The following is a 23,861-nucleotide window of genomic DNA, read 5'->3' as shown; positions in this document are numbered from 1 at the left end:
GGAGGTCGAAAGTGAGCTTTATTAGCATCGTGCTCGTCATTATCGTGGCGTTCTTCGCTGGTATGGAGGGCATTCTCGACGAGTGGCAGTTCCACCAGCCTCTGGTGGCTTGTACTCTCGTTGGCTTGGTAACTGGTCACCCCGCAGAGGGCATCATGCTGGGCGGCTCGCTCCAGCTTATTGCTCTTGGTTGGGCAAACATTGGCGCAGCTGTCGCTCCTGATGCAGCTCTGGCCTCCATTGCCTCGGCCATCATCATGGTCAAGGGTCTGACTGGTGCCGCTAACGTTGCCAATGTTATTACAACCTCCATTGCAGCAGCAGTTCCTCTGTCTGTTGCTGGCCTCTTCCTTACCATGGTCGTTCGTACCATTGCTATTCCTGTTGTTCACGCCATGGATTCAGCTGCTGATCGCGGCGACTTTGCAGCAATCGACCGTTGGCAGATGACGGCTATCGCAATGCAGGGCGTTCGTATCGCCGTCCCTGCAGCTGCTCTGTGCTTCGTTCCTGCTGAGGCTGTTCAGGCTGCTCTGTCTGCAATGCCTTCATGGCTTGCTAGCGGCATGGCAATCGGCGGCGGCATGATTGCTGCAGTCGGTTACGCAATGGTTCTCAACATGATTGCTACTCCCGAGGTCTGGCCCTTCTTTGCCCTTGGCTTCGTCGTTGCAGCTATCTCTCAGCTCACCCTTATCGCTCTTGGTGTCATCGGTGTTTGCATTGCCCTGCTGTATGTTGGCCTCAAGGAGGCTGCTGCTCACGGTGGTGGCGGTGGTGGATCTACCGATCCCCTCGGTGACATTCTGGACAACTACTGATTTTAAGAGAGGAGACGAAAATGGCTGAAAAGATTATTCTGAGCAAGAAGGACCGCCTCGACGTCATGTGGCGTCACCAGTTCTTGCAGGGCTCTTGGAACTACGAGCGTATGCAGAACGGCGGCTGGTGCTTTTCCATGGTTCCCGCAATCAAGCGCCTGTACTCCTCTAAGGAGGAGCAGTCTGCTGCCCTGAAGCGTCACATGGAGTTCTATAACACTCACCCCTACGTATCTGCACCTGTTATTGGTGTTACGCTTGCTCTTGAGCAGGACCGTGCAAACGGTACACCGATTGATGACGCAACCATTCAGGGTGTCAAGGTCGGTATGATGGGTCCTCTGGCCGGTGTCGGCGACCCTGTCTTCTGGTTCACCGTACGCCCCATCCTTGGTGCTCTTGGTGCCTCGATGGCCGTTTCTGGTAACCCTGTTGGACCTCTACTCTTCTTTGTGGCGTGGAATGTAATTCGTCTTGCCTTCCTGTGGTACAGCCAGGAGCTTGGCTATAACCTCGGTACCGAGATTACGAAGGACCTTTCTGGTGGCGTGCTGGGTAGAATCACCAACATCGCTTCTATTTTGGGTATGTTCGTTATCGGCGCCCTCGTCGAGCGCTGGGTTTCCATTACCTTTACCCCGACGGTTTCCACGCTTGAGAAAGTTGCTCCCGACAAGTTTGAGGCTTCCTATCCCAACCTGATGGCTCTTTCTCAGGGCCTCGCTGGTGGTCAAGTAACCCCCGATCAGTTTGCTGCTGGTGTTGCTGATGCAAACTCCGCTCTAAGCGTTGGTAGCGTCCAGGCTGTTGATGGTGGCTATCATGTCGTTGCTACCGCAACCCTGCAAGATCAGCTTAACTCCCTGATTCCTGGTCTTGTTGCAGTGCTTCTTACCTTGGGCTGCGCGAAGCTCCTCAAGAAGGGTGTTTCGCCCATCGTAATCATCCTTGCCCTCTTTGTGGTCGGCATCGTGTTCCACGTAATTGGCCTGATGTAAGTCTTCTGACGATTAGCTTCGTCACTTTGTGTTAGACGGGGTCGTACCCTGCAAGACTCACGACGCGCCTTTTGGCACAAGGAGTCGAGGGTACGGCCCTTCTTTGTTAGGTTTGTTTGAGTGTTTTGGCTAAGATATACGCTACTTAAGAAGCAGTCGAGATATCTGTTTAGAATCTACGCAGTTCGATGGGATTGGCATGGCACAGTCACTTAATAGCAGTGTTGATTTGACGATAAAAGCTACCTCGCTGCGAGCTATCAGCACCTATGGCAACGTTATGGTAGGCGATCGCGCATTTGAGTATTACAACGAAAAAAACGTTGAAGACTATGTCCAGATTCCCTGGATTGAAATTGACCATATTGAAGCCGAGGTTTTAGGTAAGAAAAAAATCTCGCGCTTTTTGATATATACAAAAAAAGACGGTAAATTTGCTTTTTCTACCCGCGATAACATTGCAACACTGCGTGCGATGCGTAAGTATTTGCCTGAAGATGCAATGAGGAGTGGCCTGGGATTTTTTAAAGTTTTAAAGCTGGGGGCCACCAAGGTAGGTCGTGATATTAAAGGCTTTTTTAGCGGCAACAAGGATAGAGGCTAGATTATGGCTCGCAATGTGTATTACAAGCCCGTACGACTCATTTTGAGCTTTATTGTGGCTAGCGTTATTGCCTATATTGTTGCAGCACGATTTGGTCTTGCCAATGCAAAGACCGTCTCTATCACCATGATTGCTGTAGCGCTTGTGCTGATGATTTTAGTTCCACGCGTATCTCCGCGGCGAATGACCTATGACCTTAATACGCCAACTACCTCATCCATTCTTGGTAACTTGGTAACCCGTATGTGCACCACCTATTTTTCAATCGAATTATTAGTCGGTGCATTTTTTATTCACTATGGCTTTGACCGTATATTTCTCTGCTTTTTTATACAGTTGGCATTGCTCATCGTTTTTGCGTCAACAATTTCTTTTGCGATGGCACGTGATTCTCGTAAGGCGGGAGAAGAAGATCCCCTGTCTGCTCGTTTAGGGGCTGCTATGGGCACCGATAGAGTAGAGCAGCTTAAGCACCAAGCTCGTTTGGCAAAGGCTGAAATGGCTTGTCTTGGCGATGAGGCTCGTGGCTATATTGTTGATTTGGTTGCTGCACTGGAAAAGGCTACTAAACAGTCCTACGAAGGAACACTTAAGATTGAGTCCCAGATTGGATCTTTGCTTGACCGTCTGGGGATGGCGGCACGCAATAATGATTCTGCTGAAGCTGCTGAATGCGCACGACTTGCTGGTCTTTTAGTAGGGGAGCGAGAGAGCTACTTTAGTGGCGCATTTGAGAGCATTGAGGCTGAGAAGGCTGAAGAGCGCAAGCAAGAGTTTGATCGCCGTCGTGGCGAAGCATTTATTAAAGCTTCGCGTGAAGCTCGTGCCAAAGAAAAAGCAGAGAAAGCTGCAAGGCGCAAACGTCATTAGCTTTATCGAGCGCGCCAGCAAACTAGTCAAGATGTGTAAAACCATGACTTAGGCTTTTTGCGCTGCGTTTCTTGGCGTATAGTTAACACGTATGCGAGTTGCCTGTCGCAGGTAGGCAGGCTGTAATAAAGAAGGGCAGCACCAGTGGCTACAACAACTATTAGCACCGCAGATTTCCGCAATGGCATGGGTATTTATCTCAACAATCACTACTACACTCTTGTTGAGTTTCAGCATGTCAAGCCTGGTAAGGGCGGTGCATTTGTGCGCTACACCCTCAAGGATTTGCAATCTGGCAAGACTCTAAACAACCAGACGTGCAATGCAGGCAGCAAGTTTGAGAGTGTCCAGCTTATTACCCATGAGATGCAGTATCTCTACAATGATGGCATCAACTATGTCTTTATGGACAACGAGACCTACGATCAGGTAACGGTTGATCCTAGCTACATTGGCGATAACGCTCAGTGGCTCAAGGAAAATGATACGTGTCAGCTGCTCTATGCTGATACCGAGCTTCTTGGCGTCCAGCCTCCTATGTTTATTGAGACTGAGATTACCCAGACGGATCCTGGTTTTAAGGGTGACACTGTTCAGGGTGGTACCAAGCCTGCTACTATCGAGACAGGTGCCACTATTCAGGTGCCTATGTATATCAACCAAGGCGAGCGTATTAAGGTTGATACACGTACGGGTAAGTTTGTTCAGCGCGTTTAGTTTTTGCGTTTGATTGTGCGCTGACGTTTGTTGTTGATGTGACACGTTGGCATAGACGTTGGCGCACATGTAGATTGTTTGTTCACAGCCGTAGGCGGCTTGTCCGCGGCGCGTCCGAAAGGGTCTCACATGTCTAGCTCAGAGCTGAACATCGAAGGTATCGGCATCTCGCGCACGGTCGTGTCATCCATTGTGGCAGCTGCGGCCGAGAAGGTCGAAGGCGTTGCTTCTGTGGGTCAGAAGGCCACCGCTTCCAATTTGGTGTCGTCCTTCTTTGCTACGGGTTCTGCTATGCCTGAAAATGACCCAGTGGATGCTGAGGTTGTTGATGGAAAGCTGCATGCCACGGTGCATCTCACGGTTTTGTATGGCTATCCGTTCACCCAGCTGGCTGCTTCTGTACGTGAGGCTGTTGAGCTGGCAGTCCAAGAGCAGATGGGCGTTCAGGTTGACGCTGTGGATGTGTGCATTGATAGCATTGTCTTTCCCAAGGAGTAGCCTCTCGTGCTAAAAGATAGATCTTTTGTCGGACGAAGCCTCGCCCGCTCTCAAGCGCTGCAGTTGCTTTTCCAAGCTGAGTTGCGTGATCGTAGTGTTGAGGATGTCCTCACTCAGGGACCTTGTCTTGAGAAGGGGCCCTTGGATGATTTTGGTCGTGAGCTAGCTTTGGGCGTTGAGGATTCTCTGCGCGAGCTTGATACCATTATTTCTGCGCGTTCTGCAGCTTGGCCTGTTGAGCGCATGCCGCTCGTTGACCGTAACTTGCTGCGTATTGCTATCTATGAAATGCTCTACGTTAAGGAAGTCGATATTGCTGTTGCCATTGACGAATGCGTTGAGCTGGCAAAAGCATATGGCACCGATGAGACTCCGCGTTTTGTAAATGGTATTTTGGGCCGTGTTGCCGACCAGCTTGAAGCAGGAGAAGATCCTGTTGAGTTGTCACGTGCAGAGCTCACGTCGCGTAAAGCCTCGTCTGCATCGGGCTTTGGCTGGGAGAGTGAAGTTTCAGCTAATGAAGTCGGGGATGCAGATGCTATGGATGCTCAGACGGACGTTGAGGGCTGTGAGGGTACCGATAGGGATGTAGTTACCAGCGGAGGAGAGCTTTAATGGCCAACCCCGATATTTCCCAGTACCGTAGTTTTGACCAGATTTGCGATCGTCTTGATGGAATTATTGGATCTGTGCGCGATAAGGATACTTCCCTCGAGCGTTCGCTTGACTTATTTGATGAGGCAATTGCCTTGGGTTCGGCAGCAGTCGAGATGGTTGATGTGACTGAGTTATCTCCTACAGAAGAAGCGCGACTCCAGGAAGAGGCGGCTCAGGCTACAGAAGACAGTTCTTCTCCTGTTGACGCCTCAGTTGAGCAGAGCTCTTCTTTGCAGGATTAGCGCTCATGGCACATAGGCGTCTCGATCTTGAATTGGTAGAACAGGGCTTTTTTTCAAGTCAAGTCGAAGCTGCTGCAGCGGTACTTGAGGGACGTGTCTCTACTTCTCATAAACGTCTAGAGCACCCTGGAGACCAAGTTAAACCAGGTATTTATTTGCATGTACGCGGAGCGCTTTCTTATGTGTCACGCGGTGGTCTCAAGCTGGAACATGGTCTGGCTTATTTTGGTGTTGACCCTACCGGGCTTGCTTGTCTTGATGTGGGCTGTTCTACAGGTGGTTTTACTGATTGTTTATTGCAGCATGGTGCAAAAACGGTGCTTGCGGTGGATGTAGGCCGCGCTGAGTTTTCTTGGGCCTTGCGCAATGATCCGCGTGTGATTCTGCTTGAGGGTACCAATATCGTGGATGTGGCGACTCCTGAGCGTTGCTCCACCATTGACCTTGCTGTATGTGATGTGTCCTTTACCTCTGTCGAGACAATTTTGCCTGCCGTGATGGCGCTGCTTAAGCCTACTGCTGCTTTTTTGACCTTGGTAAAGCCACAGTTTGAGGCGCCGCGTGAGGACGTAGGCGAAGGTGGCATTGTCCGGGACTCCACCGTTCGTCTCGCTGCTGTGCAAAAAATTTCTGACGCCTTTAGCCAAGCGGGCCTTTGTGTACAGGGAAGCTGTGAAAGTCCCATTACGGGGCGTAAAGGCAATATCGAATATCTTCTTTACGGCACCTGTGGCTGCTAGCATCTCGCATGACAAGTAGATCAAAAGACACTTTTGCGAAAGAGGGTCAGGCGCGGGATGCGGAAGAGCCGGAGGGTGATACACTGCAGATACGTTGAAATGTTTTCGCAGAACGGTAAAGGCGAGAGCGCACTACTTGCTTGTTGCCAATGCTGCGTTGAATGGAGCCAATGTGAAAGTTCTTTTTGTCCCCAATTACTCACGGGAAGCCGCAGTGCAGGGTGCTCGTCAACTCGCTGAGTGGCTGGAAGAGCAAAACGTTGAGGTCGCATGGGCTCCTGACAAAAAACTCTTTCCCAATGCGCCAGCTGATACAGAAGATGTAAACCTTGTCGTTTCGTTGGGGGGTGATGGCACGCTTTTGCGTGCGGCGCGTCTTGTAGGCTACCAGGAGATTCCTATCATGGGTATTTCCTATGGTCATCTGGGTTTTCTTACGTGTGGTGAACCAGGTGAGATGTTGCAGTTGGTGGAAGCAGCCCTAGCAGGAGAACTGCACGCTTCCAAACGTGCAACGCTCGATATTGAAGTCGAGTTTGAGCAGGAGAATGGCTCGGCATACGTGGAACATCACTTTGCGCTTAATGATATGTCGCTCACGCATGGCGCACATGGTGACATGATTGTCTTTGATGTATCAGTTTCTGGTCATCATATTGATCGCCTACGTGGCGATGGCTTTGTCGTTTCAACAGCGACGGGTTCAACAGGTTACGCGCTTGCGGCGGGTGGTCCCATCGTAACGCCCGAGTTCAAAGGCATGGTTTGTGTACCAGTGGCTCCTCATACGTTGATGGCACGTGCATTTCTTACCTCGCCGTCTGATGTTGTTGAGATTGCTATCAGTGACGAACGCAACGCAGACCGCCTCTTTTATGCCGATGGTCAGCCCATTGGTGATGGTAAACATCGTGGCATCAAAGCAACCGTGCGGCGCGGTCCTTCGGATATCATTCTTCTTGACCATAGTTTAAGGAGTTTTTACGAGTCGGTTTCACGCGTCTTTTATGGCAAAGCAGGGCAATAAACATGATTGATGAGCTGCGTGCACAAAATGTAGCGCTAATAAAAGATGCAACAATCAGCCCTGCTGCAACAGGTCTGACAGTACTGACTGGTGAGACGGGTACCGGCAAGTCTGCTCTGCTTTCTTCAATAAAGTTGCTGATGGGTGAGCGTGCCGATGCGGGAGCAGTACGTGAAGGTTCAGATGCTCTTGTTGTAGAAGCACGTCTTTTTCTTGCCGGAGGCGATCCTGATGGCATGATTGTGCGCCGGCGCGTTGAGGCTGGAGGCCGGGGCCGTGTAGATATCGATGGGCAGATGGCTTCGGTGCGTGAGCTTGCCGAGCAAGTGGGCAGTTCGATTGATTTGTGTGGCCAGCATGAGCATCAACGGCTGATTAGTCAGGCAAGTCACGCTGCAATGCTTGATGGCTGGATTGGAAACACAGCACAAGAAGCTCGGGATGCATATGGTGAGGCCTTAGCATCTGCACGTGCAGCATCGCGCGAGCTTGAGCGCGTGCGTGAAGATGGGCGCAATGCAGCTGAGCGCTTAGATGAAGCGCAGTTTACTCTGAATCGCATTAATGCAGTTGATCCTCACGAGGGTGAATACGAAGAGCTTGAAGAACAGTTGCCGCGCTTTGAGCATGCTGAAGCATTGATGGGTGCCGCTTTGACGGCTCATCGTGTGCTGACGGGCGATAATGCTGCAGAAGATCAGCTTTCTGATGCCATAGCAAATCTGCGTGAAGCTGCGCGCTATGACAAGCAACTCGCCCAGCTCGCAGACACGCTTGAAAGCGCGCTTATCGAAATTGAGGATGTGTCGCGCGAGCTGCGTGATTATCGCGATTCGGTGGACTTTAATCCTGGCGAGCTTGATCAAATGCAAAGTCGCATGGCAAATCTGCGTGGACTCATGCGCAGTTATGGTCCTGGTATACAAGACGTGCTTGAACGTCGCGCGCGTGCGTCACGTATTGTGGCGGCAGCAGCTGATGAGGGAGAAACTTTACGCAGAGCGGAGGCGGCGTTGGCAGCAGCTGAGGCCACCCTTGTCCAAAAGGCAGACACGCTTGATGCCTTGCGCCAGGAAGCAGCGCCTCGCTTTGCTCGAGAAGTGAGCGAGCAGATGGCCTTTTTACAGATGGGCAGTGCCTCAATAGAGTTGGCCGTAGAACGCTTGCCGCGTTCGCAGTGGAGTAGCGAGGGACCTAGCCGAGTGACATTGATGTATCGTCCTGCTGCAGGTCTTAGTGCGCGACCCCTTAGGCGTATTGCCTCGGGTGGTGAGGTAAGCCGCGTAATGCTTGCCATCAAGGTGGTACAAGGTGAGACAGACGCGAGCGATACACTCGTCTTTGATGAGGTGGATGCTGGTGTTGGCGGTACTACCGCTGTAGCGTTGGCGCAGATGCTTGGACGCTTGGGTAAAAGCCATCAGGTAATTGTTGTAACTCACCTCCCACAAGTGGCAGTCCTTGCGACACGTCATTATTTGGTGTCCAAATCCGACGGTTCGCTGCCCGAGACAACCATCGAACACATCACGGGCGAAGCGCGCGTTCATGAAATTGCTCGTATGCTTTCGGGCGATGAAACAGCAGCATCCCTTGCGCATGCCCGCGAAATGCTTGAGGAAGCAGTGTGCTAGCGCAGCGTAGCGATGAGCTGCTGGCTACGCTTGGAAATGTGCTCTGCCAAAAGAGTAGGTTCCACCTTACGAATATGTGCCAGCTGCACGAGCGCTTGATGTAGCGCATCAGACATGCTCTGCGCGACAACTATTGCATCTGTCGCATTGTTTTGAGGGGGAAAATCAGTTTCAAGTAACAGGCGCTCGGCGGGTAACTGGCGTGCATATTCGCGTCCGCGTTTGGATGCGAGCATAAGTTTGCCTATAGAAAAAAGGCAACCTGTGCGTACGGCTCGTGTGAGCTCAGGACTGCTTGCAGAAAACCAGTGCATGATACATATGCAGCTTGCAAGCACTCCAGCATCGTCCAAGATATTCAAAATTGCATCCACGGATTTTATGCCATGCAGCGACAGGATTGATCCGGGCTGGATAGTGTTTGCAATGCGTCTGAGAGCTGCAAGCTGCGCATCTTTGCTCGGGAGGTGCGCCGTTCCAAAGTCAAGCCCTATTTCTCCTACAAGACAGGGCCCTTGGGCAAGCAGATCACAGGTGGTGGCAACTCCAGCTTCGCCTGCGCGTTCAATCCACCAGGGATGCAAACCAACGCCGACGAGCCACTGGTCTCCAGCAAGCTCCGCTGCGACCTCATCATAAACCTCGGGCGTTACCATGCAGCAAAGTCCGCCTGCAACCTGTCGTTTTGCCAGTTCACGTGCTGTGCCCGTAACGTCGCGACAAAAATCTAGGTGACAGTGCATGTCATATAACGCTGGCATATCCGTGAGTTCTGCTTGACCACGTGTATCCATATGCTCTCTTTCACCCTTAGGCTGCATATAATTAAATCTAGCACGTAACTTAAACCTGTTTTGCTTTGAAAAAAAGAGGAGTACGGGAGTAGTTTATCTAAGAAATAGTTAAGTGAAAATGTGGATATGTATTACCCTCAAGATACTTTTCTTACAAGCGGATTTAGATTTACTTTGAATATTTTTTAGTTATTTATTAGGAGGTTATTGTGCAATTTTCTAAACGCGATTCGAAGCAAATGAAAATTCGCATGCCGTCCTTGTTATTTATTGTGTTTACCGTTTGTATTTTTATATTTTTCCAGAGCGGATGCGCTGTACATAATGCAGCGCAGAAAGATGACTTAGGTTCAGGTTCGAGCGGTGGAAATAATCATAGATATGAAAGCCAAGCCCTATCGATAAAACAAATGCCAGATTTCAGACTAACAGGAAGCGATACATATTACTCCCACTTGAAAAAAGGTGAAGAGAATCTCCTGTTCTTTTGGGCATCATGGTGTTCATATTGTGAAAACCTTGTCAAATCAAAACGATGGGTTAGTAATCAAAAAATTATTGAGAAGAATCTTTTCAGCATTTCAGAAGATGAGTCTTTAGAGTCATTACAAAAAGCTAAACCCAAATTCCCGACTCACCTTGACTTGGAAGGGGATTGCTTCAATAAAATTGGTCTGGAATATATACCCGCTCTTATTGTTCTTGATGATAAGGGAAATCTGCTTGCTTCTGCGCAAGGAGAGGAGGATTGTGGTCATCTACTAGACGAATATGTGAAGAATAACCAATAGGAAGCTCCTACGGGGATTTATTCAGCCACAGCAAGTGCTGCATACACCCTATGGGTATGCTCCAAGATGTAAGGATTAAAGCCATGGGTACAAAGATTACAAGCGAAAAGAGACCTTTTTTCTCTGGGACTACATTCATTGTTGTAGCAAGCATTATTCTCTTCGTAGTAGGACTATTGGTATGGAGAGGCATTGTGAGTTCAAATATGTTTGGACTCGTTGCGGGAGTATTGTTTGTTGTTTCTGTTTTTGAGGATGCATGGGCAAAGAGCGCTACCGGGGATTCTAGTTCAGCAAAGCTCTTGTTCGCGTTAGGAATATTAATTCTACTTGCTGATATTTTTATCTACCTGATGTTTTCCGGTAAGTAGTTTTTGTGTCACACAGAAGATGCTTCAGATCTAAGATTACTTATGAGACCCACATCTCAACTATAGATGTGGGTCTCTTGTGTGGCGTTGGAACATTCGCACGCTCTGCTTGATTACCTGTATCTATGCTGCCTACTTACCCGCACCTGCGCCGCCGATTCCAGCATCAGGTCCGCCCTTGATGCCAGCAATACGACAAATCACCCGTCCTGCAATCATCTGACCCATGATAGGTGGCATAAAGGAAGCTGTGCCTAGTGGTCCTCGCTCACCTGTCGCTGTACCTTGTACACGGTTGAGCGGTAGCTCGGTGGAGAAGAGTACTTCAAGTTTTTTCACTCCGCGCTTTCGACAGAGCTTGCGGAGGTCTTTGCACAGAGGGCAGGTGTGTGTTTTGCTAATATCAGCAAATTTCAGCAGTTCAGGGCGGACTTTATGGGCAGCACCCGCCGAAGCTACTAAAGGAAAACTGCGCCCTTTACGTTCGAGTTCCTGTGCAAAGCGCGCCAGTTCAAGTTTTTGCGAAATGGTATCAATTGCATCAATCACATAATCAAGCTTGCCGAGATAGGGTGCAAAAAGTTCAGCTAAATTGTCTCGCGTGACAAAAAGATGGTGCGTCTCAATGACACAGTCAGGATTGATATCTGCCACCATTCGGCGCATAGCATCGGTTTTTGCCATGCCGATTGTGGAATGAAACGCAAGTGCTTGACGGTTGATATTGCTGGGTTCAACGACATCGCGGTCTACCAAAATAAGATGGCCAATTCCTCCGCGTGCAAGCGCTTCCACACAGCTTGAGCCCACGCCGCCGAGTCCTATGACCATGACGCAGGCACCGCTAAGTTTTGCGAGGCCTTCTGCACCAAAGACAGGCAGCAGACGGTCTTGTGCTGAACTATTATTTTGTGAGCTAAGAAGCTTGCTGGTGGGTATGGCGGTCATGTATATCCTCGATACGCTATTTGGACAGGTGCAGGCCGTCTACCATTTAATAGGAAATACCAACCTGCTATCTATAAATATATATACTTTAGCGGGATACTCAGTATCAAACGGATAGATTTTGCTGTCATAAAAATACGAGAAGCAACCACGATCTTTGTAGGGAGGTAGTAATCCAGCAATGAATCTTGATCAAGCGCGAGAGGATTTTTTGGGTTATCTCACTATCGAGCGCGGCAGTTCGTCTAATACGACCGACTCCTACGCCCGCGACCTACAGCGTTATGTTGACTATCTTGCCAAGCAAAACATCACAGCTCCGGATGCTGTTAAACGTGCAGATGTAACGACCTATATTGCGACGCTTTCAGATGAAGGCTATGCGGCACGTTCTATCGATCGAGCGGTATCGGCCATCCGTAGCTTTCACCGCTTTATGGTGGCTGATCAGATTTGTGAAACTTTGCCGACAGCAGATCTACCTGCGCCTAAGTCCCCGCTTCACCTCCCCGATGTGGTGTCGCGCGCGCGCATGGCGCATCTTTTGGATGAGCAAAACTTTGAGGTAACACCACGCCCGGGCGAGAAGGAAGAGTCGTTGCGTTTCCGCAAACGAGTTGCCTGCGGTCTGCGTGACAAAGCAATGATTGAGCTGTTGTATGGCTGTGGTTTGCGTGTATCCGAGCTCTGCGGACTTAATCGGCGGACCGTCTTTCTCGAAGAGGAGCTGCTGCGCGTCTTTGGCAAGGGTTCAAAGGAACGCGTTGTACCCATTATGGGAGCAGCTGCACGTGCGCTTGTGCGCTATTTGCAGGACGGACGTCCCGTGCTGGAAGGTAGTCGTAGTGGAGATGCCCTTTTTCTTTCTACAAGAGGAACACGCATTACGCGCCAGGCGGTGTTTTCGATAGTAGCGCAGGCGGGGGAGCGCGCAGGCATTCCAACTCCCGAAGGTGCTGATGGCAAGCGGCATGGTTTACATCCGCATACCTTGCGTCACAGCTTTGCAACGCATTTGTTGGAAGGCGGTGCAGACTTGCGCGTTGTGCAGGAGTTATTAGGACATGCGTCGGTTTCGACGACGCAGCTGTATACCCATGTCGATCGTACTCACCTGCGTGAAGTGTATCTTGAGGCTCATCCTCGAGCGCACGTTCGCTAGTTTTAGAGCGGTAGGTTTGATGGTGTGAAGTTCGTGTCCGGGCACTAAATGTGAGAACGATTACCGGTTCACCATCAAATCTCCACATTAAGAAAAATAAATTTTGTATTGAATTTCTTGTGGTTATTAGAATCCCTTTCCACTACATATAGTGGTTTAAAAAAATGAAAGTATTTTCTTTTTAAGAAAGTGCAGGATGTGACCGACGCTCATTCTCAATTTCTTGACGACATTTTTGCCGTTCGGCGTCCTTTTTTAGCTTTCGGCATAAAAATGTCGAATTGTGTCAAAAAGTGTCGGATATTCCCTCTATAGTATTGCCACGGCCCTTTTTGGGACGAGTGTTTGTTGTTGAGAAGAATGGCGTCGAGTTAGAAGGGAGGCTCAGATGTATCTCACTGGTTCCAAGCGTGCAAACCTTGATTCCAAGTGCCGTCTGACTCTCCAGGCTGACTATCGTCGCGATTTTCCTGATGGCAAAATCAAACTCGTTCCCGTTCAGGGCGCATTGTACGGATTCACTCCTGAGGGCTATGTCAACTGGGTTACCGGTGTCTGCCCCAATGCGAGCGATCCCAAAAGCGCTGACGCCCGTCGTGCCCGTGCGCTCAATTCCCATGCTGTTGAGGTTGACATTGATGCTGCTGGCCGCATTAGCGTGGGTAAGTCGAGCGAGCAGGACCGCGAGCGCCTTGGTCTAAAGCGCGAGGTTGTAATTGCTGGTAACGGCGATCACTTCGAGATTTGGGATGCAACACGTTGGGATCAGTTGCAGGCGGATGCAGAGGACGAGGAATTTGAAGCATATCTCTTTGGCTAATCCAAGGTGTTATGTTTTGCCGTTGAGGGAGTGAAGGTTTTGACAGAAGAATATCGACACGTACCCGTGATGCTAAACGAAGTCCTCGCTGTGCTTGACCCCAAAGCAGGGGATGTGGTTTGTGATTGTACGCTTGGGGGAGCAGGGCATAGCGTTAAGCTTGCCGAGCGTATTGCACCTGATGGACTTTCAATTGGCATCGATCAGGATGATGCAGCACTTGCTGCAGCAACTGAGCGCTTTGATACTGAGGTGCCAGGTGCTGAGCATATCTTTCTCAAGGGTAACTTTGACGAGATGGATAGTTTGCTGCTTAAAGCTGGAGTTCCCGGAGTAGATTGTTTCCTTTTTGACTTGGGAGTTTCTTCTCCGCAACTTGATGTTCCCGAGCGTGGCTTTAGCTACCACGAGGACGCACCACTTGATATGCGCATGGATCCGGAAAACAATCCAAAAAACGCAGCAGAGGTCATCAACACTACAAACGAATCCGACCTCGCCCGGATCCTCCGCGTATATGGGGACGAACGCTTTGCCAAACGCATTGCTCACGAGATTTGCAGACGGAGACAGCAGACACCCATTGAGACGACGCTTCAGCTGGTAGATGTTATCAAGTCAGCAATTCCCGCAGCAGCGCGCCGCAGTGGCGGACATCCTGCGCGTAAGACCTTCCAAGCACTACGCATCGAGGTGAATCATGAACTGGATGCACTCGAACAGGGCCTGCGCGCGGCAGTTCGTTGGGCTAATCCTGGTGGCCGCATTTGTGTGATTTCATATCACTCACTTGAGGACCGTATTGTCAAGCACGTGTTTGCTGAGTACTCACACGATAACACCCCGCCTGACATTCCAATTTCGACTTACGTGCCGATACTCAAAGTCACGACCCGCAAGCCCCTCATTGCTACTGATGAGGAGGTTGCCCAGAACGCGCGAGCAAGAAGCGCGCTTCTTAGAGCCGCTCTCAAGCTCGACGAGAAGGGCACGAAATAGCAATTCCGACCCTCGGGTCGTCTTGCAAAGTGTTATTTGCACTACCGCAGCATATATGGAGCACGACGCAACAGTACGACGCAAAACGAAGTTTAAACGCACCACCAACGCAGCACCAATGAAGTACTACCGCAACACAAACGAGGGAGAGCTAAAGCTCTCAGATAGGAAGCAGAACAATGATTTATGAGGGGGCCGAGGCACTTCGTCTCGAAGGCGCACAAGCACGTAGTGCGCGTCCCTACAGCTCTCCAGTTGCTGCCCCCTCCTTCGAGGTTTACGAAGGTGGTGGTCTCGACGCTCGTGCCCGTCAGGGAGTCGATTCTACCTTCATCTCTCGTGTGCGTATGGTTGCCCTTGTAGTGTTTGCCGTTGTTATCGTTGGAGCATTTCGCGTTGCTCTATCGGTGGCAACAGTACATGAACTTCAGGCTAGTTCAGGCTTGCGGAGTAAGGTTGAGAGTTTGCAAAACATAAACGCTGAACTTGAGATTGAACGTTCAGTAGAGTCTTCTTCCCAACGTATTATTGCGATTGCAACTCAGAATTACGGCATGGTATACGCCAGTGATGTGGATACCATCAAGCTTGATCACAAGAGCGCAGATACAAGTAGTGCAGTCTCTGAAGCCTCGAGCAAAGTCGAGTCTTAAGATGACCCGCACAAGGGGTCGAGGCTTCGGGGATGTACCCGGAGCCTCTTATGATGAAGCTCGCCGCCATCGTGAAGAAATGCGCCGCCAGCACTATGGATCGCAAGGTCAGGGTGCGACTGATTATGGCTTTGCCATTATCTTTCGCTGGTTTTTAGCAGTGGCCATTGTTGTTGCGGCGCGTCTACTTATTTTGCAAGTGATTGATGCTCCCAAGCTTGCAGCCACAGGCAAAGCGCAGCGTACCAATGTCATTGCGTTACATGCCAAGCGCGGCACTGTCTATGATCGCAATGGTAATGTGCTTGCGGTGAGTGAAGACTGCAAAACTATCTACGCTAACCCTAAAGAAATATCTGATGTACGCAAAGCAGCTCGTGTTCTCGCAAAGGTGTTTGGTGGCATGTCGTCGGACTATATTCCCAAACTGCGCCAAGATGCGAGTTTTGTTTATGTGCATCGTCAGGTTGATACCAAGCTTGCAAAACAGCTTCAGAGTGAACTTGAAAAAAACAAGATCACCGGTATTTACTTTCTCGATGACACCAAAAGAGTTTATCCCTACAAAGGGGTGGCGGGACAGGTGCTTGGTGTTGTCGGTGTAGATGGGGAAGGTCTTTCAGGCCTTGAACTTTACTATGAAGACATTCTGCACGGCAGCGATGGCGAGATGATTATGGAACGCGGCCTGCATGGCGAGCCCATTGCGGGTGCCACTGCCGAGATTACACCTGCCAAAAACGGTGCCGACATCATGCTTAGTCTTGATATCAATATTCAGCGAGTTGCCGAAGAACAAATTAGCGAGGCAGTAAAGACTTATACCGCAGACTCTGGCTCGGTCATGGTGACGGATCCGACAACGGGGGAAATACTTGCTGCGTGCTCGACGCCCCTTCTAGATTTGACGGACCTTTCCGAAGCAGAATCTGCCGCCTATACCTTGCGTCCCGTCACGAGCTCATATGAGCCGGGTTCGATTTTTAAAGTTCTTACCGCTGCTATTGGCATTGATAATAAGTTAATGGAAGACACCAGTACTTGGACGGTACCTGCTGAGGTCAAAGTAGGCGATAATTATGTCACCGATGTCGATAGCCGTGACTACACCATGACAATGAGTCTTCGCGAGATAATGCGTCGCTCATCCAATACGGGTATGGCTCTCATAGGTCAGCAAGTTATCGGTCCCAAGCGCTTCTCGCAAGGTGTTGATGATTTCCATATTGGTCATAAAACTGGTATTGACTATCCTGGTGAAACCGAAGGCATTGTTAAAACCATGAAGCAATACGATGGCTCTACTTTAGGCAATATGGCCTTTGGCCAAGGTCTTGCCATTCCGATGGTGCAAATGGTGGAAGCGGTGGGCTCTGTTGCCAACGGCGGTACACTCTATACTCCTCATTTTCTCAAGACTAAAGATGGCAAAGAGGTGGAGTGGAAGAGTCGTGGCAAATCTATCTCATCCAAGACCTGTGCCATGGTGAGCGATATTATGCGTACCGTTGTCGATGAAGGTACGGCAATGAATGGTGATGTTGAGGGTTATGATGTTGCAGCAAAAACGGGTACAGGTCAGCAGGTAACCGAAGACGGATCTGGCTACAAGCCTGATAGCTTTGTGTCTTCTCTTATCGGTTTTGCCAATGCGAGCGACCCTCGAGTTTTGGTCTATGTAGGTCTGAACGGAACGGGATATCATGGCTCTGCAGCAGGACCTGCTTTCTCGGCTATCATGAGTGAAGCACTTTCTGACATGGGAGTCAGACCAGCGAGTGATACGTAGCACAAGGAGTGCCGATGCTAGATTTACCTGTTGCAGATATTGCGGCTGCAACTGCTGCAACTATAGTGTGTGGAGATACGGACAAGCAGGTCACAACAGTAGAAACCGATTCGCGCCGCGTAGCGGCGGGGACGCTTTTTGTTTGCTTTCCGGGTGAGCGTGTCGATGGCAATGATTTTGCTGCGTCTGCCGTGAAAGCAGGAGCCGCTGCTATTGCTTTGACCCGTGAGCCGAGCTGTGAGCTTGTGTCTGCAGCTCAGAGGAGCTCCTGTGCTCTACTGCGTGTTGCAGATGATGATCCTACTGAATTTATGCTACGTCTAGCTGAGGCATGGCGCCTTCGCAACCCCCAATGGGCGGTCGTAGGCGTAACAGGCTCGGTAGGTAAAACTACTACCAAAGACTTACTTGCAGCTGGTCTTGGTGCTTGTTGGAAGACGCATGCTACTGCAGGTAACTTTAATAATCTGATTGGCCTGCCTCTCACCTTGCTTTCAGCTGATCCTAGCGATGAAGTTGTGATCTGTGAGATGGGCATGAATCACAAAGGTGAGCTTTCGCGTCTTACCAAAGCAGCGCGTCCAAGCGTTGCATTGATTACCAATGTTGGTACGAGTCACATTGGCCTGTTGGGTAGCCGCGAAAATATTGCGCGCGCCAAAGCTGAAATTATCGAAGGCCTTCAGCTCAGCGCAGTGCCGCAGCAGCTGTCAATTGGTGAGGTTCACTCTTGCTTGGTTATGACCAGTGACAATGATTTTGCTCCTTTCATCGAAAAAGAGTTTTGTCGTCCGGCAGCAGTTGAGACGAGTTATGTTGGCGAAGGCGAGAAGACCAGCTTGAGCTGTGGCTCCATTGCCCTTGATGAGCTCGGGCGTCCTGAGTTTGATGTGAGCTTTTCTGATGGCACTATGCGCCACAGCAAGTTAGAACTTCCTGGCGCTGCGGTTGTTTCTGATTATCTACTTGCCTTGGCCATTGCCGAGCGCTTAGGTGCCAAAAGAGATATGGTCTGCTCTGCCATGGAGCATATGCCTGCCTCCCATATGCGTCTTGAGGTGGTTGGCGGTGGCGAGCAGCCCCGTCTTATTGATGACTCTTACAATGCGAGTCCAACATCAATGGCAGCCGCCCTCGATGTGCTTGCATCTCTTCCTTGCACAGGCAGGCGTATCGCAGTATTAGGTGAGATGGGGGAGATGGGCGACGAATCTGCCCGTCTTCATGAATACGTGGGCTGTTATGCAGCGGCAAAAAAACCTGACCTGATTGTGTGGGTTGGTACAAAAGATGCGGCCCTTATGCGCGAAGCGGCTCTCGTTATGGGGTTTTCTGATGACCATATGGAGTCTTTTGCTGATGCAGCATCCGCGCTTGCTACTATCAAGCCTATCCTTAATGCCAAAGACCTTGTCTTGGTGAAAGCCTCGCGTTCGGCAGGCCTTGATGCGTTTGTGAAAGGAGTACTTGCCTAATGTTTGGCAGTCCTGCATATCCTAGCTATCGAATCTTTTTAGCGACTGCTATTGCTGCAGCAGTTTCTATAGTGCTCATGCCGTTCTTTATCAAGCTGATGCATCACGAACAACTAGGACAGCAAATTCGTGCTGACGGTCCGGGCACCCATCTTGTCAAGCAGGGTACTCCAACGATGGGCGGTATTATTATTTTGCTTGCTGCCTTAGTTGCGACAGCTATCCAGGCACAGTGGACGCCTGGTCTTAGGCTTGCGGTAATTGCAACGTTGCTTACAGGCTCTTTGGGCCTGCTTGATGATATTGAGTCTGTGGCTCATAAACGCTCCCTCGGTTTGACTCCGGGTCAAAAGATGCTGGGGTTAGCGCTGATTTCGCTAAGTTTTTGTACCATTGCGACGAATTTTTGTTATGTGCGTCCTACCGTGGAATTTCCGGGTGGTTTTACCGTTGATTTAGGGGTAGTGACGTCTCATTTTTTGATTTTCGGGAAATGGATTCATTTCCCTTGGCTCTACCTTATCTTTGTATTTTTGCTTATGGCTGGTCTATCCAATGCGGTTAACCTTACCGATGGGCTGGATGGTCTGGCTGGCGGCTGTTCGATGGTTGTCTTTTTGATTATGGCGATGGTTGCTTTTTCATATAACGAAGCAAATCTGGCCGTCTTTGCGGGGTCTCTTGCTGGCGCTATCGTTGGTTTTCTTTGGTATAACTGTTATCCTGCTCAGATTTTTATGGGTGATACCGGTTCTTTAGGTCTCGGCGCTGCTTTTGCAGCTCTTGCGGTACTTACTAAGACTGAATTGAGCTCGCTGGTCATGGGAGGCCTTTTTATCGTTGAGGCACTTTCAGTCATGATTCAGGTTGCGTCCTTTAAGTTGACGGGAAAGCGTGTCTTTTTGATGGCTCCTCTTCATCACCATTTTGAAAAGAAGGGCTGGTCGGAGACTAAGGTAGTTATTCGTTTTTGGATTGTGTCTGCTGCTTTTGCAGCTCTTGGCTTTGCTCTGTACTTCCAGCTTCGCTAGGGCAGAGTAGAGTCAAAATGAACTTATAAGAGACGCGCTTATAAGCGTCTGCTAATTGCTGGGGAGTCTTGCAAGATGACAGAAAGCCAAACTGTTCTGGGTCATGTGCTCGTCCTTGGAATGGGGATGACTGGCGAGTATGTCGCGCGTTATTGTGCGGCTTTGTTGGGCAGCCGTGTCTTGTCCGTCACACTCTATGGTGGGGCAAGGTCTACTCAAGGTGATACAAGTGAGGCTTTGACGGCGCAAGGTGTTCATTGCGTGTTGGGTTCCGAAGCTGTGGAGGGCAGCTATGATCTCTGCATTGCTTCTCCTGGTATTTCTGAATTCTCACCTTTCTTTGTGGCGGCAAAAAACTGCAGCAAGGAGATAATTTCTGAGCCCGAGTTTGCCTGGCGTGAATCGCCACGTAATTGGATTGCTATTACAGGTACCAATGGCAAGACCACCACAACGAGCTTGACGACTGCGATTTTGCACGAAGGTCAGCGTAAGGCAACGTCGGTTGGCAATATTGGCTTTCTTGCGACCAAAGCACTTACGGGGCGCGCCGACGATGAATGGTTTGTGGCAGAGCTTTCGAGTTTTCAGTTGGCCTGCTGCAAGACGTTGCATCCGCGTGTTGCAATGCTGCTGAATGTGACGCCTGATCATATCGCTTGGCATAAGTCAATCGAAAACTACGCCGCTGCTAAAGAGCGTATTTTTGCCAACCTTGAGGCGGGAGATCTCGCTCTTATCTCTGATTCTGATATGTGGTGCTGTGCTATTGCAGAGCGTCTCCAGGCGCGCAATTTGCGGGTTTGTCTGCTTGATCCTGCACATGATGCAGGTAGTCCCTGTGCTGCTTTTGTGCGAGCAGGGCAGTTGGTGGTACGCCTAGACGGTACGGAGCACCTCTTGGTACATGCCAACGAATTGCAGATAAAAGGTGAACACAACCTTGCTGATGCACTTGCGGCTGCGGCTGCAGCCCTTGAGTTGGGTATTGATGTTGAAGCGGTTAATCGTTGCTTAAAAAGCTTCCATCCGCTTGAGCATCGTATTGAACCCTGTGGTGAACTTAAGGGCATTCACTTTGTGAATGATTCCAAGGCCACCAATGTTGATGCTACCGAAAAAGCGCTGGCAGCGTTTGCGCCGGGCTCGTTGGTGTTGTTACTTGGTGGCCATGACAAGGGCACTGATCTTGATGAGCTGAGCCATCTTGTAGTCAAAACCTGTGCGGGTGTTGTTTGTTTTGGCGAAGCAGGGCCTCGTTTTGCAAAGGCGATCGGTGCGCAGCTGCGCAATAACTCTGCGCTAAGCCTGAGGACTGTGGCACACCTTGCTGATGCTGTGGATGCCGCTTGGGAACTTGCTCATAACGGTCAGTACATCTTGCTCTCTCCTGCCTGCTCTAGTTTTGATGAATTTTCTGGTTTTGAAGAGCGTGGGCGCGCCTTCAAAGACCTTGTAGCCCGTCTCATTGCCGCAGGAGGTCTGCAGCATGAATAGAAGCACCGCGCGTGAGGTGTCTTCGCGCCAAAGAGGAAGAATCGAGCGTGCTATTAGTGGACGTCCCGAGCGTTTTGCACGACCTCTGACGCTGTTTTTGGTAGCATCCTTGGCGCTTTTTCTTTTTGGCTTGGTGATGATTTATTCTGCCTCGTCCATTATGGCGCTCACGAGTAAAAACTTTAATAATGATTCGACTTTTTTTGTTTCACGCCAGCTTAAGTATGCTGCTATTGGACTGGTGATTTTGGTCTTTCTCGCAAAGGTTGATTACCATATTTGGGGTGTTAAGCTGCTGTCAGCACTTTGGGTCATTACCGTAGTACTGTTGCTTATTGTGAAATTCACCTCATCTGGTTCTGATGCCTATGGTGCTACTCGTTGGATTGCAATTGCTGGTTTTAGATTTCAACCGTCCGAGTTTGCAAAAATTGTCATCGTGCTCACAGGGGCCAATCTTGCGCACGCATACTTTGAAGACGACTCTATTTCCTTTAAAAAATTTGTTTGGCTCTCTGTGGTTGGTATTGGTCTACCCTTGGCACTCATCCTTATTCAGCCTGATAAGGGTACAACGATGATTTGTGTAGCAACGCTTTTGGTTATGGCCTATCTAAGCGGTGTACCAGGCAAGTTCCTTGTTATGCTTGCGGGCGCTCTCCTTGTAGCTTTCTTTGCATATTCCATGAAAGATGCTTATTCGCGTCAGCGTATTCTTACGGTCTTGAATCCCTGGTCCGATCCTCTGGATACGGGATATCAGATTATCCAAGGTTTTTATGCCTTTGCGGCTGGCGGTATTTTTGGCGTCGGCATTGGAGCAAGTAGACAAAAATACTCCTATCTTCCCTTTGCTCACAACGACTTTATTTTTGCTGTAGTAGGAGAAGAATGTGGTCTTGTAGGCACCTTGGGTGTGGTTGCAGGGTTTGCGGTCATCTTTTGGGCAGGTATGCGCATATCTCGCAATGCGCCTGACCTTGCTGGCAGGCTTATTGCTGCAGGTAGCGTATCGATGATGGTCATTCAGCTCTTTGTTAATATCTGTGGCGTCTTAGCAATTATGCCCATGACAGGCAAGCCCGTGCCTTTTTTGTCTTACGGTGGATCTTCAATTATTTCAACATTGATGACCGTAGGTGTGGTTAGCTCAGTAGCTCTGCATTCACGCTTAGAAGAGACAGAGTCTGACCGTCGTCGTGAAGATTTCTCGCTTGCCTCTCGTGGTCGCGCAGCTTACAGCTATGAAGATAGTGGCATGGTTGGAGAAGCACGACCGCGTTCGGCTCGTCAGTTAAGTACACCGCTCACACAAAGTACGCCGCTCACGTCCAGCTCTGCTCGTCCACGGTTTCAAGTATACGAAGGTGGAAGTAGTAATTCAGCTACTCAGCCACGCGCTAATCGTACAGATTTGCTAAATCGTGCTCGCATGAGCGAAGATGCCTATGGACGCAGAAGAATAGACTTGGGACCAGATGCGGCAGATCGCCTCCGTCCCAAACGTAACAATTCGACTCGTGAGAGAAGGAGTGATCGACGTGGGAGATAAGCTCAAGATTGCTATTGCTGCGGGCGGTACTGCAGGTCACATCAATCCTGCACTAGCGCTTGCTGATGAACTTGCTTCTCGCGGTCATGAGGTGCTTTTCTTTGGACAATCAACTCGTCTGGAGGCCCAGCTGGTACCAGCTGCAGGTTTTGATTTTGTGCCCATTCGTGTAACGGGTTTTAATCGCAGTCGTCCTTGGACTGCCTTGAGTGCAGTTTGGCATATGCACAAGGCTCAGGGCGCAGTAGGCAAGATTATGGCTGACAAAGGTATGCCTGATGTTGCTGTTGGCTTTGGTGCTTACGTTGAAATGCCCTTGCTGCGTTGGTGCGCATCACGGGGCGTGCCATATGTGCTTCACGAGCAAAATTCTGTGCCAGGGCTCGCCAATAAACTCTGTGCCAAACACGCGTCTTGTCTTTGCTTGTCATTTTCTGCAGCGCGCTCTGCCTTTACGGGTAAAACAGGCGAGCAGACCCAAGTGGTACTGACGGGAAATCCTGTGCGTCGCGCCGTGGTTCAGGCGAGTAGAGCTGCAGGCCGTGCTACGTTTGGTGTCCCTGAGGATGCCACCGTGCTTTTAGTCTTTGGCGGTAGTCTTGGTGCTCGCCATCTCAATCATCGTATTGTCGAGCTTAAAAAACAGCTACTGGCACAGGATAAGCTCTACATCATCCACTCGACAGGTGCTAAGGACTTTGACGAGACACTTGCTGCTTTGGATTTGACAGCAGAGGAGAAGGCTCGCTGGCAACTGTTGCCGTACATAGAAGATATGGGAGGGGCACTAGCAGCTGCCGATCTTGTGGTATCCCGCGCAGGTGCTTCATCTATTGCAGAAATTGCAGCGCTTGCAGTGCCTTCGGTATTAGTCCCTTATCCTTTTGCAACAGAAAATCATCAGGAGACCAACGCGCATTTGTTGGTGGATGCGGGGGCAGCTCGTATGTATACCGACAAAGCTATTGATGAGCAGAGCTTTGCTGATGAGCTCATCGGGTTACTTGCGGATGCCGATGCTCGCGCCCAGATGCGCCACGCTGCCCAAGGCCTTGGCGGTGCCACTGCTGCTGCAGCTTTGGCAGACCAAGTGGTAGCCACCGCTCGTCGTTAAGGTCGTTGGACACACGGATGCATAGATTGACACAGGTCAGATGCACTTCTGACCTTG

The 23,861-nt window shown here is 50.0% G+C and carries 25 protein-coding genes; 23 read left to right on the top strand and 2 right to left on the bottom strand.

Going from position 1 to position 23,861, the window contains the following annotated elements; translation table 11 throughout:
* The first annotated feature begins 11 nt into the window (after positions 1-11).
* The 11 genes from BN4314_RS00760 (at position 12) to BN4314_RS00710 (ending at position 8,808) form a co-directional block, all read left to right on the top strand.
* Positions 12-821 carry a PTS mannose/fructose/sorbose transporter subunit IIC gene (locus BN4314_RS00760; RefSeq protein ID WP_068539251.1) on the top strand — a complete coding sequence of 270 codons (810 nt, stop codon included), beginning with the start codon at positions 12-14 and terminating at the stop codon, positions 819-821.
* Positions 822-841: 20 nt separating this feature from the next.
* Complete coding sequence (locus tag BN4314_RS00755) at positions 842-1,819, top strand: PTS system mannose/fructose/sorbose family transporter subunit IID (RefSeq protein WP_021734947.1); 978 nt, start codon at positions 842-844, stop codon at positions 1,817-1,819.
* 199 nt (positions 1,820-2,018) lie between these two features.
* Positions 2,019-2,423, top strand: a complete 405-nt coding sequence (locus BN4314_RS00750) for a DUF956 family protein (protein ID WP_068539249.1) — start codon at positions 2,019-2,021, stop codon at positions 2,421-2,423.
* Positions 2,424-2,426: 3 nt separating this feature from the next.
* Positions 2,427-3,293, top strand: coding sequence for a hypothetical protein (locus BN4314_RS00745; RefSeq protein WP_068539247.1), 867 nt, complete (start codon positions 2,427-2,429; stop codon positions 3,291-3,293).
* Positions 3,294-3,437: 144 nt separating this feature from the next.
* Entirely contained in the window at positions 3,438-4,010 is a 573-nt protein-coding gene (gene efp / locus BN4314_RS00740; protein WP_021735080.1) for an elongation factor P, read from the top strand.
* Positions 4,011-4,139: 129 nt separating this feature from the next.
* Positions 4,140-4,508 carry an Asp23/Gls24 family envelope stress response protein gene (locus BN4314_RS00735; RefSeq protein ID WP_021735011.1) on the top strand — a complete coding sequence of 123 codons (369 nt, stop codon included), beginning with the start codon at positions 4,140-4,142 and terminating at the stop codon, positions 4,506-4,508.
* Positions 4,509-4,514: 6 nt separating this feature from the next.
* The gene (gene nusB / locus BN4314_RS00730) at positions 4,515-5,123 is read left to right on the top strand and encodes a transcription antitermination factor NusB (RefSeq protein WP_068539244.1); all 609 of its coding nucleotides are present in this window, start codon (positions 4,515-4,517) and stop codon (positions 5,121-5,123) included.
* Positions 5,123-5,407, top strand: coding sequence for a hypothetical protein (locus BN4314_RS00725; RefSeq protein ID WP_068539242.1), 285 nt, complete (start codon positions 5,123-5,125; stop codon positions 5,405-5,407). Before nusB ends, BN4314_RS00725 begins: the two co-directional genes overlap by 1 nt.
* Positions 5,408-5,412: 5 nt before the next feature.
* Entirely contained in the window at positions 5,413-6,147 is a 735-nt protein-coding gene (locus BN4314_RS00720) for a TlyA family RNA methyltransferase (RefSeq protein ID WP_068539241.1), read from the top strand.
* Between the two features lie 172 nt (positions 6,148-6,319).
* Entirely contained in the window at positions 6,320-7,174 is an 855-nt protein-coding gene (locus BN4314_RS00715) for an NAD(+)/NADH kinase (RefSeq protein ID WP_068539239.1), read from the top strand.
* Positions 7,175-7,176: 2 nt separating this feature from the next.
* A complete protein-coding gene (locus BN4314_RS00710; RefSeq protein ID WP_068539237.1) occupies positions 7,177-8,808 on the top strand; it encodes a DNA repair protein RecN in 1,632 nt (543 codons plus the stop codon).
* On the opposite strand, the gene BN4314_RS00705 is transcribed toward BN4314_RS00710, so the two are convergent.
* Positions 8,805-9,602, bottom strand: coding sequence for a TatD family hydrolase (locus tag BN4314_RS00705; protein WP_187369518.1), 798 nt, complete (start codon positions 9,600-9,602; stop codon positions 8,805-8,807). The two genes, BN4314_RS00710 and BN4314_RS00705, sit on opposite strands and share 4 nt — an antisense overlap.
* Positions 9,603-9,811: 209 nt before the next feature.
* Between BN4314_RS00705 and BN4314_RS00700 the strand changes: the two genes are divergently transcribed.
* The gene (locus tag BN4314_RS00700) at positions 9,812-10,393 is read left to right on the top strand and encodes a TlpA family protein disulfide reductase (protein ID WP_068539235.1); all 582 of its coding nucleotides are present in this window, start codon (positions 9,812-9,814) and stop codon (positions 10,391-10,393) included.
* Between the two features lie 83 nt (positions 10,394-10,476).
* Complete coding sequence (locus BN4314_RS00695; RefSeq protein WP_021734918.1) at positions 10,477-10,764, top strand: TMEM199/VMA12 family protein; 288 nt, start codon at positions 10,477-10,479, stop codon at positions 10,762-10,764.
* Between the two features lie 132 nt (positions 10,765-10,896).
* On the opposite strand, the gene BN4314_RS00690 is transcribed toward BN4314_RS00695, so the two are convergent.
* A complete protein-coding gene (locus BN4314_RS00690; RefSeq protein WP_068539233.1) occupies positions 10,897-11,712 on the bottom strand; it encodes a tRNA threonylcarbamoyladenosine dehydratase in 816 nt (271 codons plus the stop codon).
* Between the two features lie 181 nt (positions 11,713-11,893).
* Between BN4314_RS00690 and BN4314_RS00685 the strand changes: the two genes are divergently transcribed.
* The 10 genes from BN4314_RS00685 (at position 11,894) to murG (ending at position 23,804) form a co-directional block, all read left to right on the top strand.
* Positions 11,894-12,874: a site-specific tyrosine recombinase gene (locus tag BN4314_RS00685; RefSeq protein WP_068539231.1), complete on the top strand. Its 981-nt coding sequence runs from the start codon at positions 11,894-11,896 to the stop codon at positions 12,872-12,874.
* Between the two features lie 388 nt (positions 12,875-13,262).
* Complete coding sequence (locus tag BN4314_RS00680; protein WP_068539228.1) at positions 13,263-13,694, top strand: division/cell wall cluster transcriptional repressor MraZ; 432 nt, start codon at positions 13,263-13,265, stop codon at positions 13,692-13,694.
* A gap of 39 nt (positions 13,695-13,733) precedes the next feature.
* Positions 13,734-14,693: a 16S rRNA (cytosine(1402)-N(4))-methyltransferase RsmH gene (rsmH, locus tag BN4314_RS00675; protein ID WP_021734951.1), complete on the top strand. Its 960-nt coding sequence runs from the start codon at positions 13,734-13,736 to the stop codon at positions 14,691-14,693.
* Between the two features lie 179 nt (positions 14,694-14,872).
* Complete coding sequence (locus BN4314_RS00670; RefSeq protein WP_068539226.1) at positions 14,873-15,346, top strand: FtsB/FtsL family cell division protein; 474 nt, start codon at positions 14,873-14,875, stop codon at positions 15,344-15,346.
* 1 nt (position 15,347) lies between these two features.
* Complete coding sequence (locus tag BN4314_RS00665; RefSeq protein ID WP_148424824.1) at positions 15,348-17,135, top strand: peptidoglycan D,D-transpeptidase FtsI family protein; 1,788 nt, start codon at positions 15,348-15,350, stop codon at positions 17,133-17,135.
* 14 nt (positions 17,136-17,149) lie between these two features.
* Complete coding sequence (locus BN4314_RS00660) at positions 17,150-18,610, top strand: UDP-N-acetylmuramoyl-tripeptide--D-alanyl-D-alanine ligase (protein ID WP_021734796.1); 1,461 nt, start codon at positions 17,150-17,152, stop codon at positions 18,608-18,610.
* On the top strand, positions 18,610-19,641 hold the full coding sequence (mraY, locus tag BN4314_RS00655; RefSeq protein ID WP_021734938.1) for a phospho-N-acetylmuramoyl-pentapeptide-transferase: 1,032 nt from the start codon (positions 18,610-18,612) through the stop codon (positions 19,639-19,641). Before BN4314_RS00660 ends, mraY begins: the two co-directional genes overlap by 1 nt.
* Before the next feature lie 75 nt (positions 19,642-19,716).
* Positions 19,717-21,138 (top strand): UDP-N-acetylmuramoyl-L-alanine--D-glutamate ligase, encoded by a 1,422-nt coding sequence (gene murD / locus BN4314_RS00650; RefSeq protein WP_021734960.1) that lies wholly within the window; start codon positions 19,717-19,719, stop codon positions 21,136-21,138.
* On the top strand, positions 21,131-22,690 hold the full coding sequence (locus BN4314_RS00645; RefSeq protein ID WP_021735046.1) for an FtsW/RodA/SpoVE family cell cycle protein: 1,560 nt from the start codon (positions 21,131-21,133) through the stop codon (positions 22,688-22,690). The genes murD and BN4314_RS00645 overlap by 8 nt, the downstream gene beginning before the upstream one ends.
* Positions 22,680-23,804 carry an undecaprenyldiphospho-muramoylpentapeptide beta-N-acetylglucosaminyltransferase gene (gene murG, locus BN4314_RS00640; RefSeq protein WP_021734848.1) on the top strand — a complete coding sequence of 375 codons (1,125 nt, stop codon included), beginning with the start codon at positions 22,680-22,682 and terminating at the stop codon, positions 23,802-23,804. The genes BN4314_RS00645 and murG overlap by 11 nt, the downstream gene beginning before the upstream one ends.
* Positions 23,805-23,861: the final 57 nt, after the last annotated feature.

Source organism: Olegusella massiliensis (assembly GCF_900078545.1).
GTDB classification, from domain to species: domain Bacteria; phylum Actinomycetota; class Coriobacteriia; order Coriobacteriales; family Atopobiaceae; genus Olegusella; species Olegusella massiliensis.
This window is presented reverse-complemented; position numbering and strand designations above follow the sequence as displayed.

Excerpts from the sequence above, each read along its gene's own strand:
- BN4314_RS00755 (WP_021734947.1), top strand. The coding sequence starts at position 842 with ATGGCTGAAAAGATTATTCTGAGCAAGAAGGACCGCCTCGACGTCATG.
- BN4314_RS00750 (WP_068539249.1), top strand. The coding sequence starts at position 2,019 with ATGGCACAGTCACTTAATAGCAGTGTTGATTTGACGATAAAAGCTACC.
- BN4314_RS00745 (WP_068539247.1), top strand. The coding sequence starts at position 2,427 with ATGGCTCGCAATGTGTATTACAAGCCCGTACGACTCATTTTGAGCTTT.
- BN4314_RS00735 (WP_021735011.1), top strand. The coding sequence starts at position 4,140 with ATGTCTAGCTCAGAGCTGAACATCGAAGGTATCGGCATCTCGCGCACG.
- BN4314_RS00725 (WP_068539242.1), top strand. The coding sequence starts at position 5,123 with ATGGCCAACCCCGATATTTCCCAGTACCGTAGTTTTGACCAGATTTGC.
- BN4314_RS00720 (WP_068539241.1), top strand. The coding sequence starts at position 5,413 with ATGGCACATAGGCGTCTCGATCTTGAATTGGTAGAACAGGGCTTTTTT.
- BN4314_RS00710 (WP_068539237.1), top strand. The coding sequence starts at position 7,177 with ATGATTGATGAGCTGCGTGCACAAAATGTAGCGCTAATAAAAGATGCA.
- BN4314_RS00705 (WP_187369518.1), bottom strand. The coding sequence starts at position 9,602 with ATGGATACACGTGGTCAAGCAGAACTCACGGATATGCCAGCGTTATAT.
- BN4314_RS00695 (WP_021734918.1), top strand. The coding sequence starts at position 10,477 with ATGGGTACAAAGATTACAAGCGAAAAGAGACCTTTTTTCTCTGGGACT.
- BN4314_RS00690 (WP_068539233.1), bottom strand. The coding sequence starts at position 11,712 with ATGACCGCCATACCCACCAGCAAGCTTCTTAGCTCACAAAATAATAGT.
- BN4314_RS00685 (WP_068539231.1), top strand. The coding sequence starts at position 11,894 with ATGAATCTTGATCAAGCGCGAGAGGATTTTTTGGGTTATCTCACTATC.
- BN4314_RS00680 (WP_068539228.1), top strand. The coding sequence starts at position 13,263 with ATGTATCTCACTGGTTCCAAGCGTGCAAACCTTGATTCCAAGTGCCGT.
- BN4314_RS00670 (WP_068539226.1), top strand. The coding sequence starts at position 14,873 with ATGATTTATGAGGGGGCCGAGGCACTTCGTCTCGAAGGCGCACAAGCA.
- BN4314_RS00665 (WP_148424824.1), top strand. The coding sequence starts at position 15,348 with ATGACCCGCACAAGGGGTCGAGGCTTCGGGGATGTACCCGGAGCCTCT.
- BN4314_RS00660 (WP_021734796.1), top strand. The coding sequence starts at position 17,150 with ATGCTAGATTTACCTGTTGCAGATATTGCGGCTGCAACTGCTGCAACT.
- mraY (WP_021734938.1), top strand. The coding sequence starts at position 18,610 with ATGTTTGGCAGTCCTGCATATCCTAGCTATCGAATCTTTTTAGCGACT.
- murD (WP_021734960.1), top strand. The coding sequence starts at position 19,717 with ATGACAGAAAGCCAAACTGTTCTGGGTCATGTGCTCGTCCTTGGAATG.
- BN4314_RS00645 (WP_021735046.1), top strand. The coding sequence starts at position 21,131 with ATGAATAGAAGCACCGCGCGTGAGGTGTCTTCGCGCCAAAGAGGAAGA.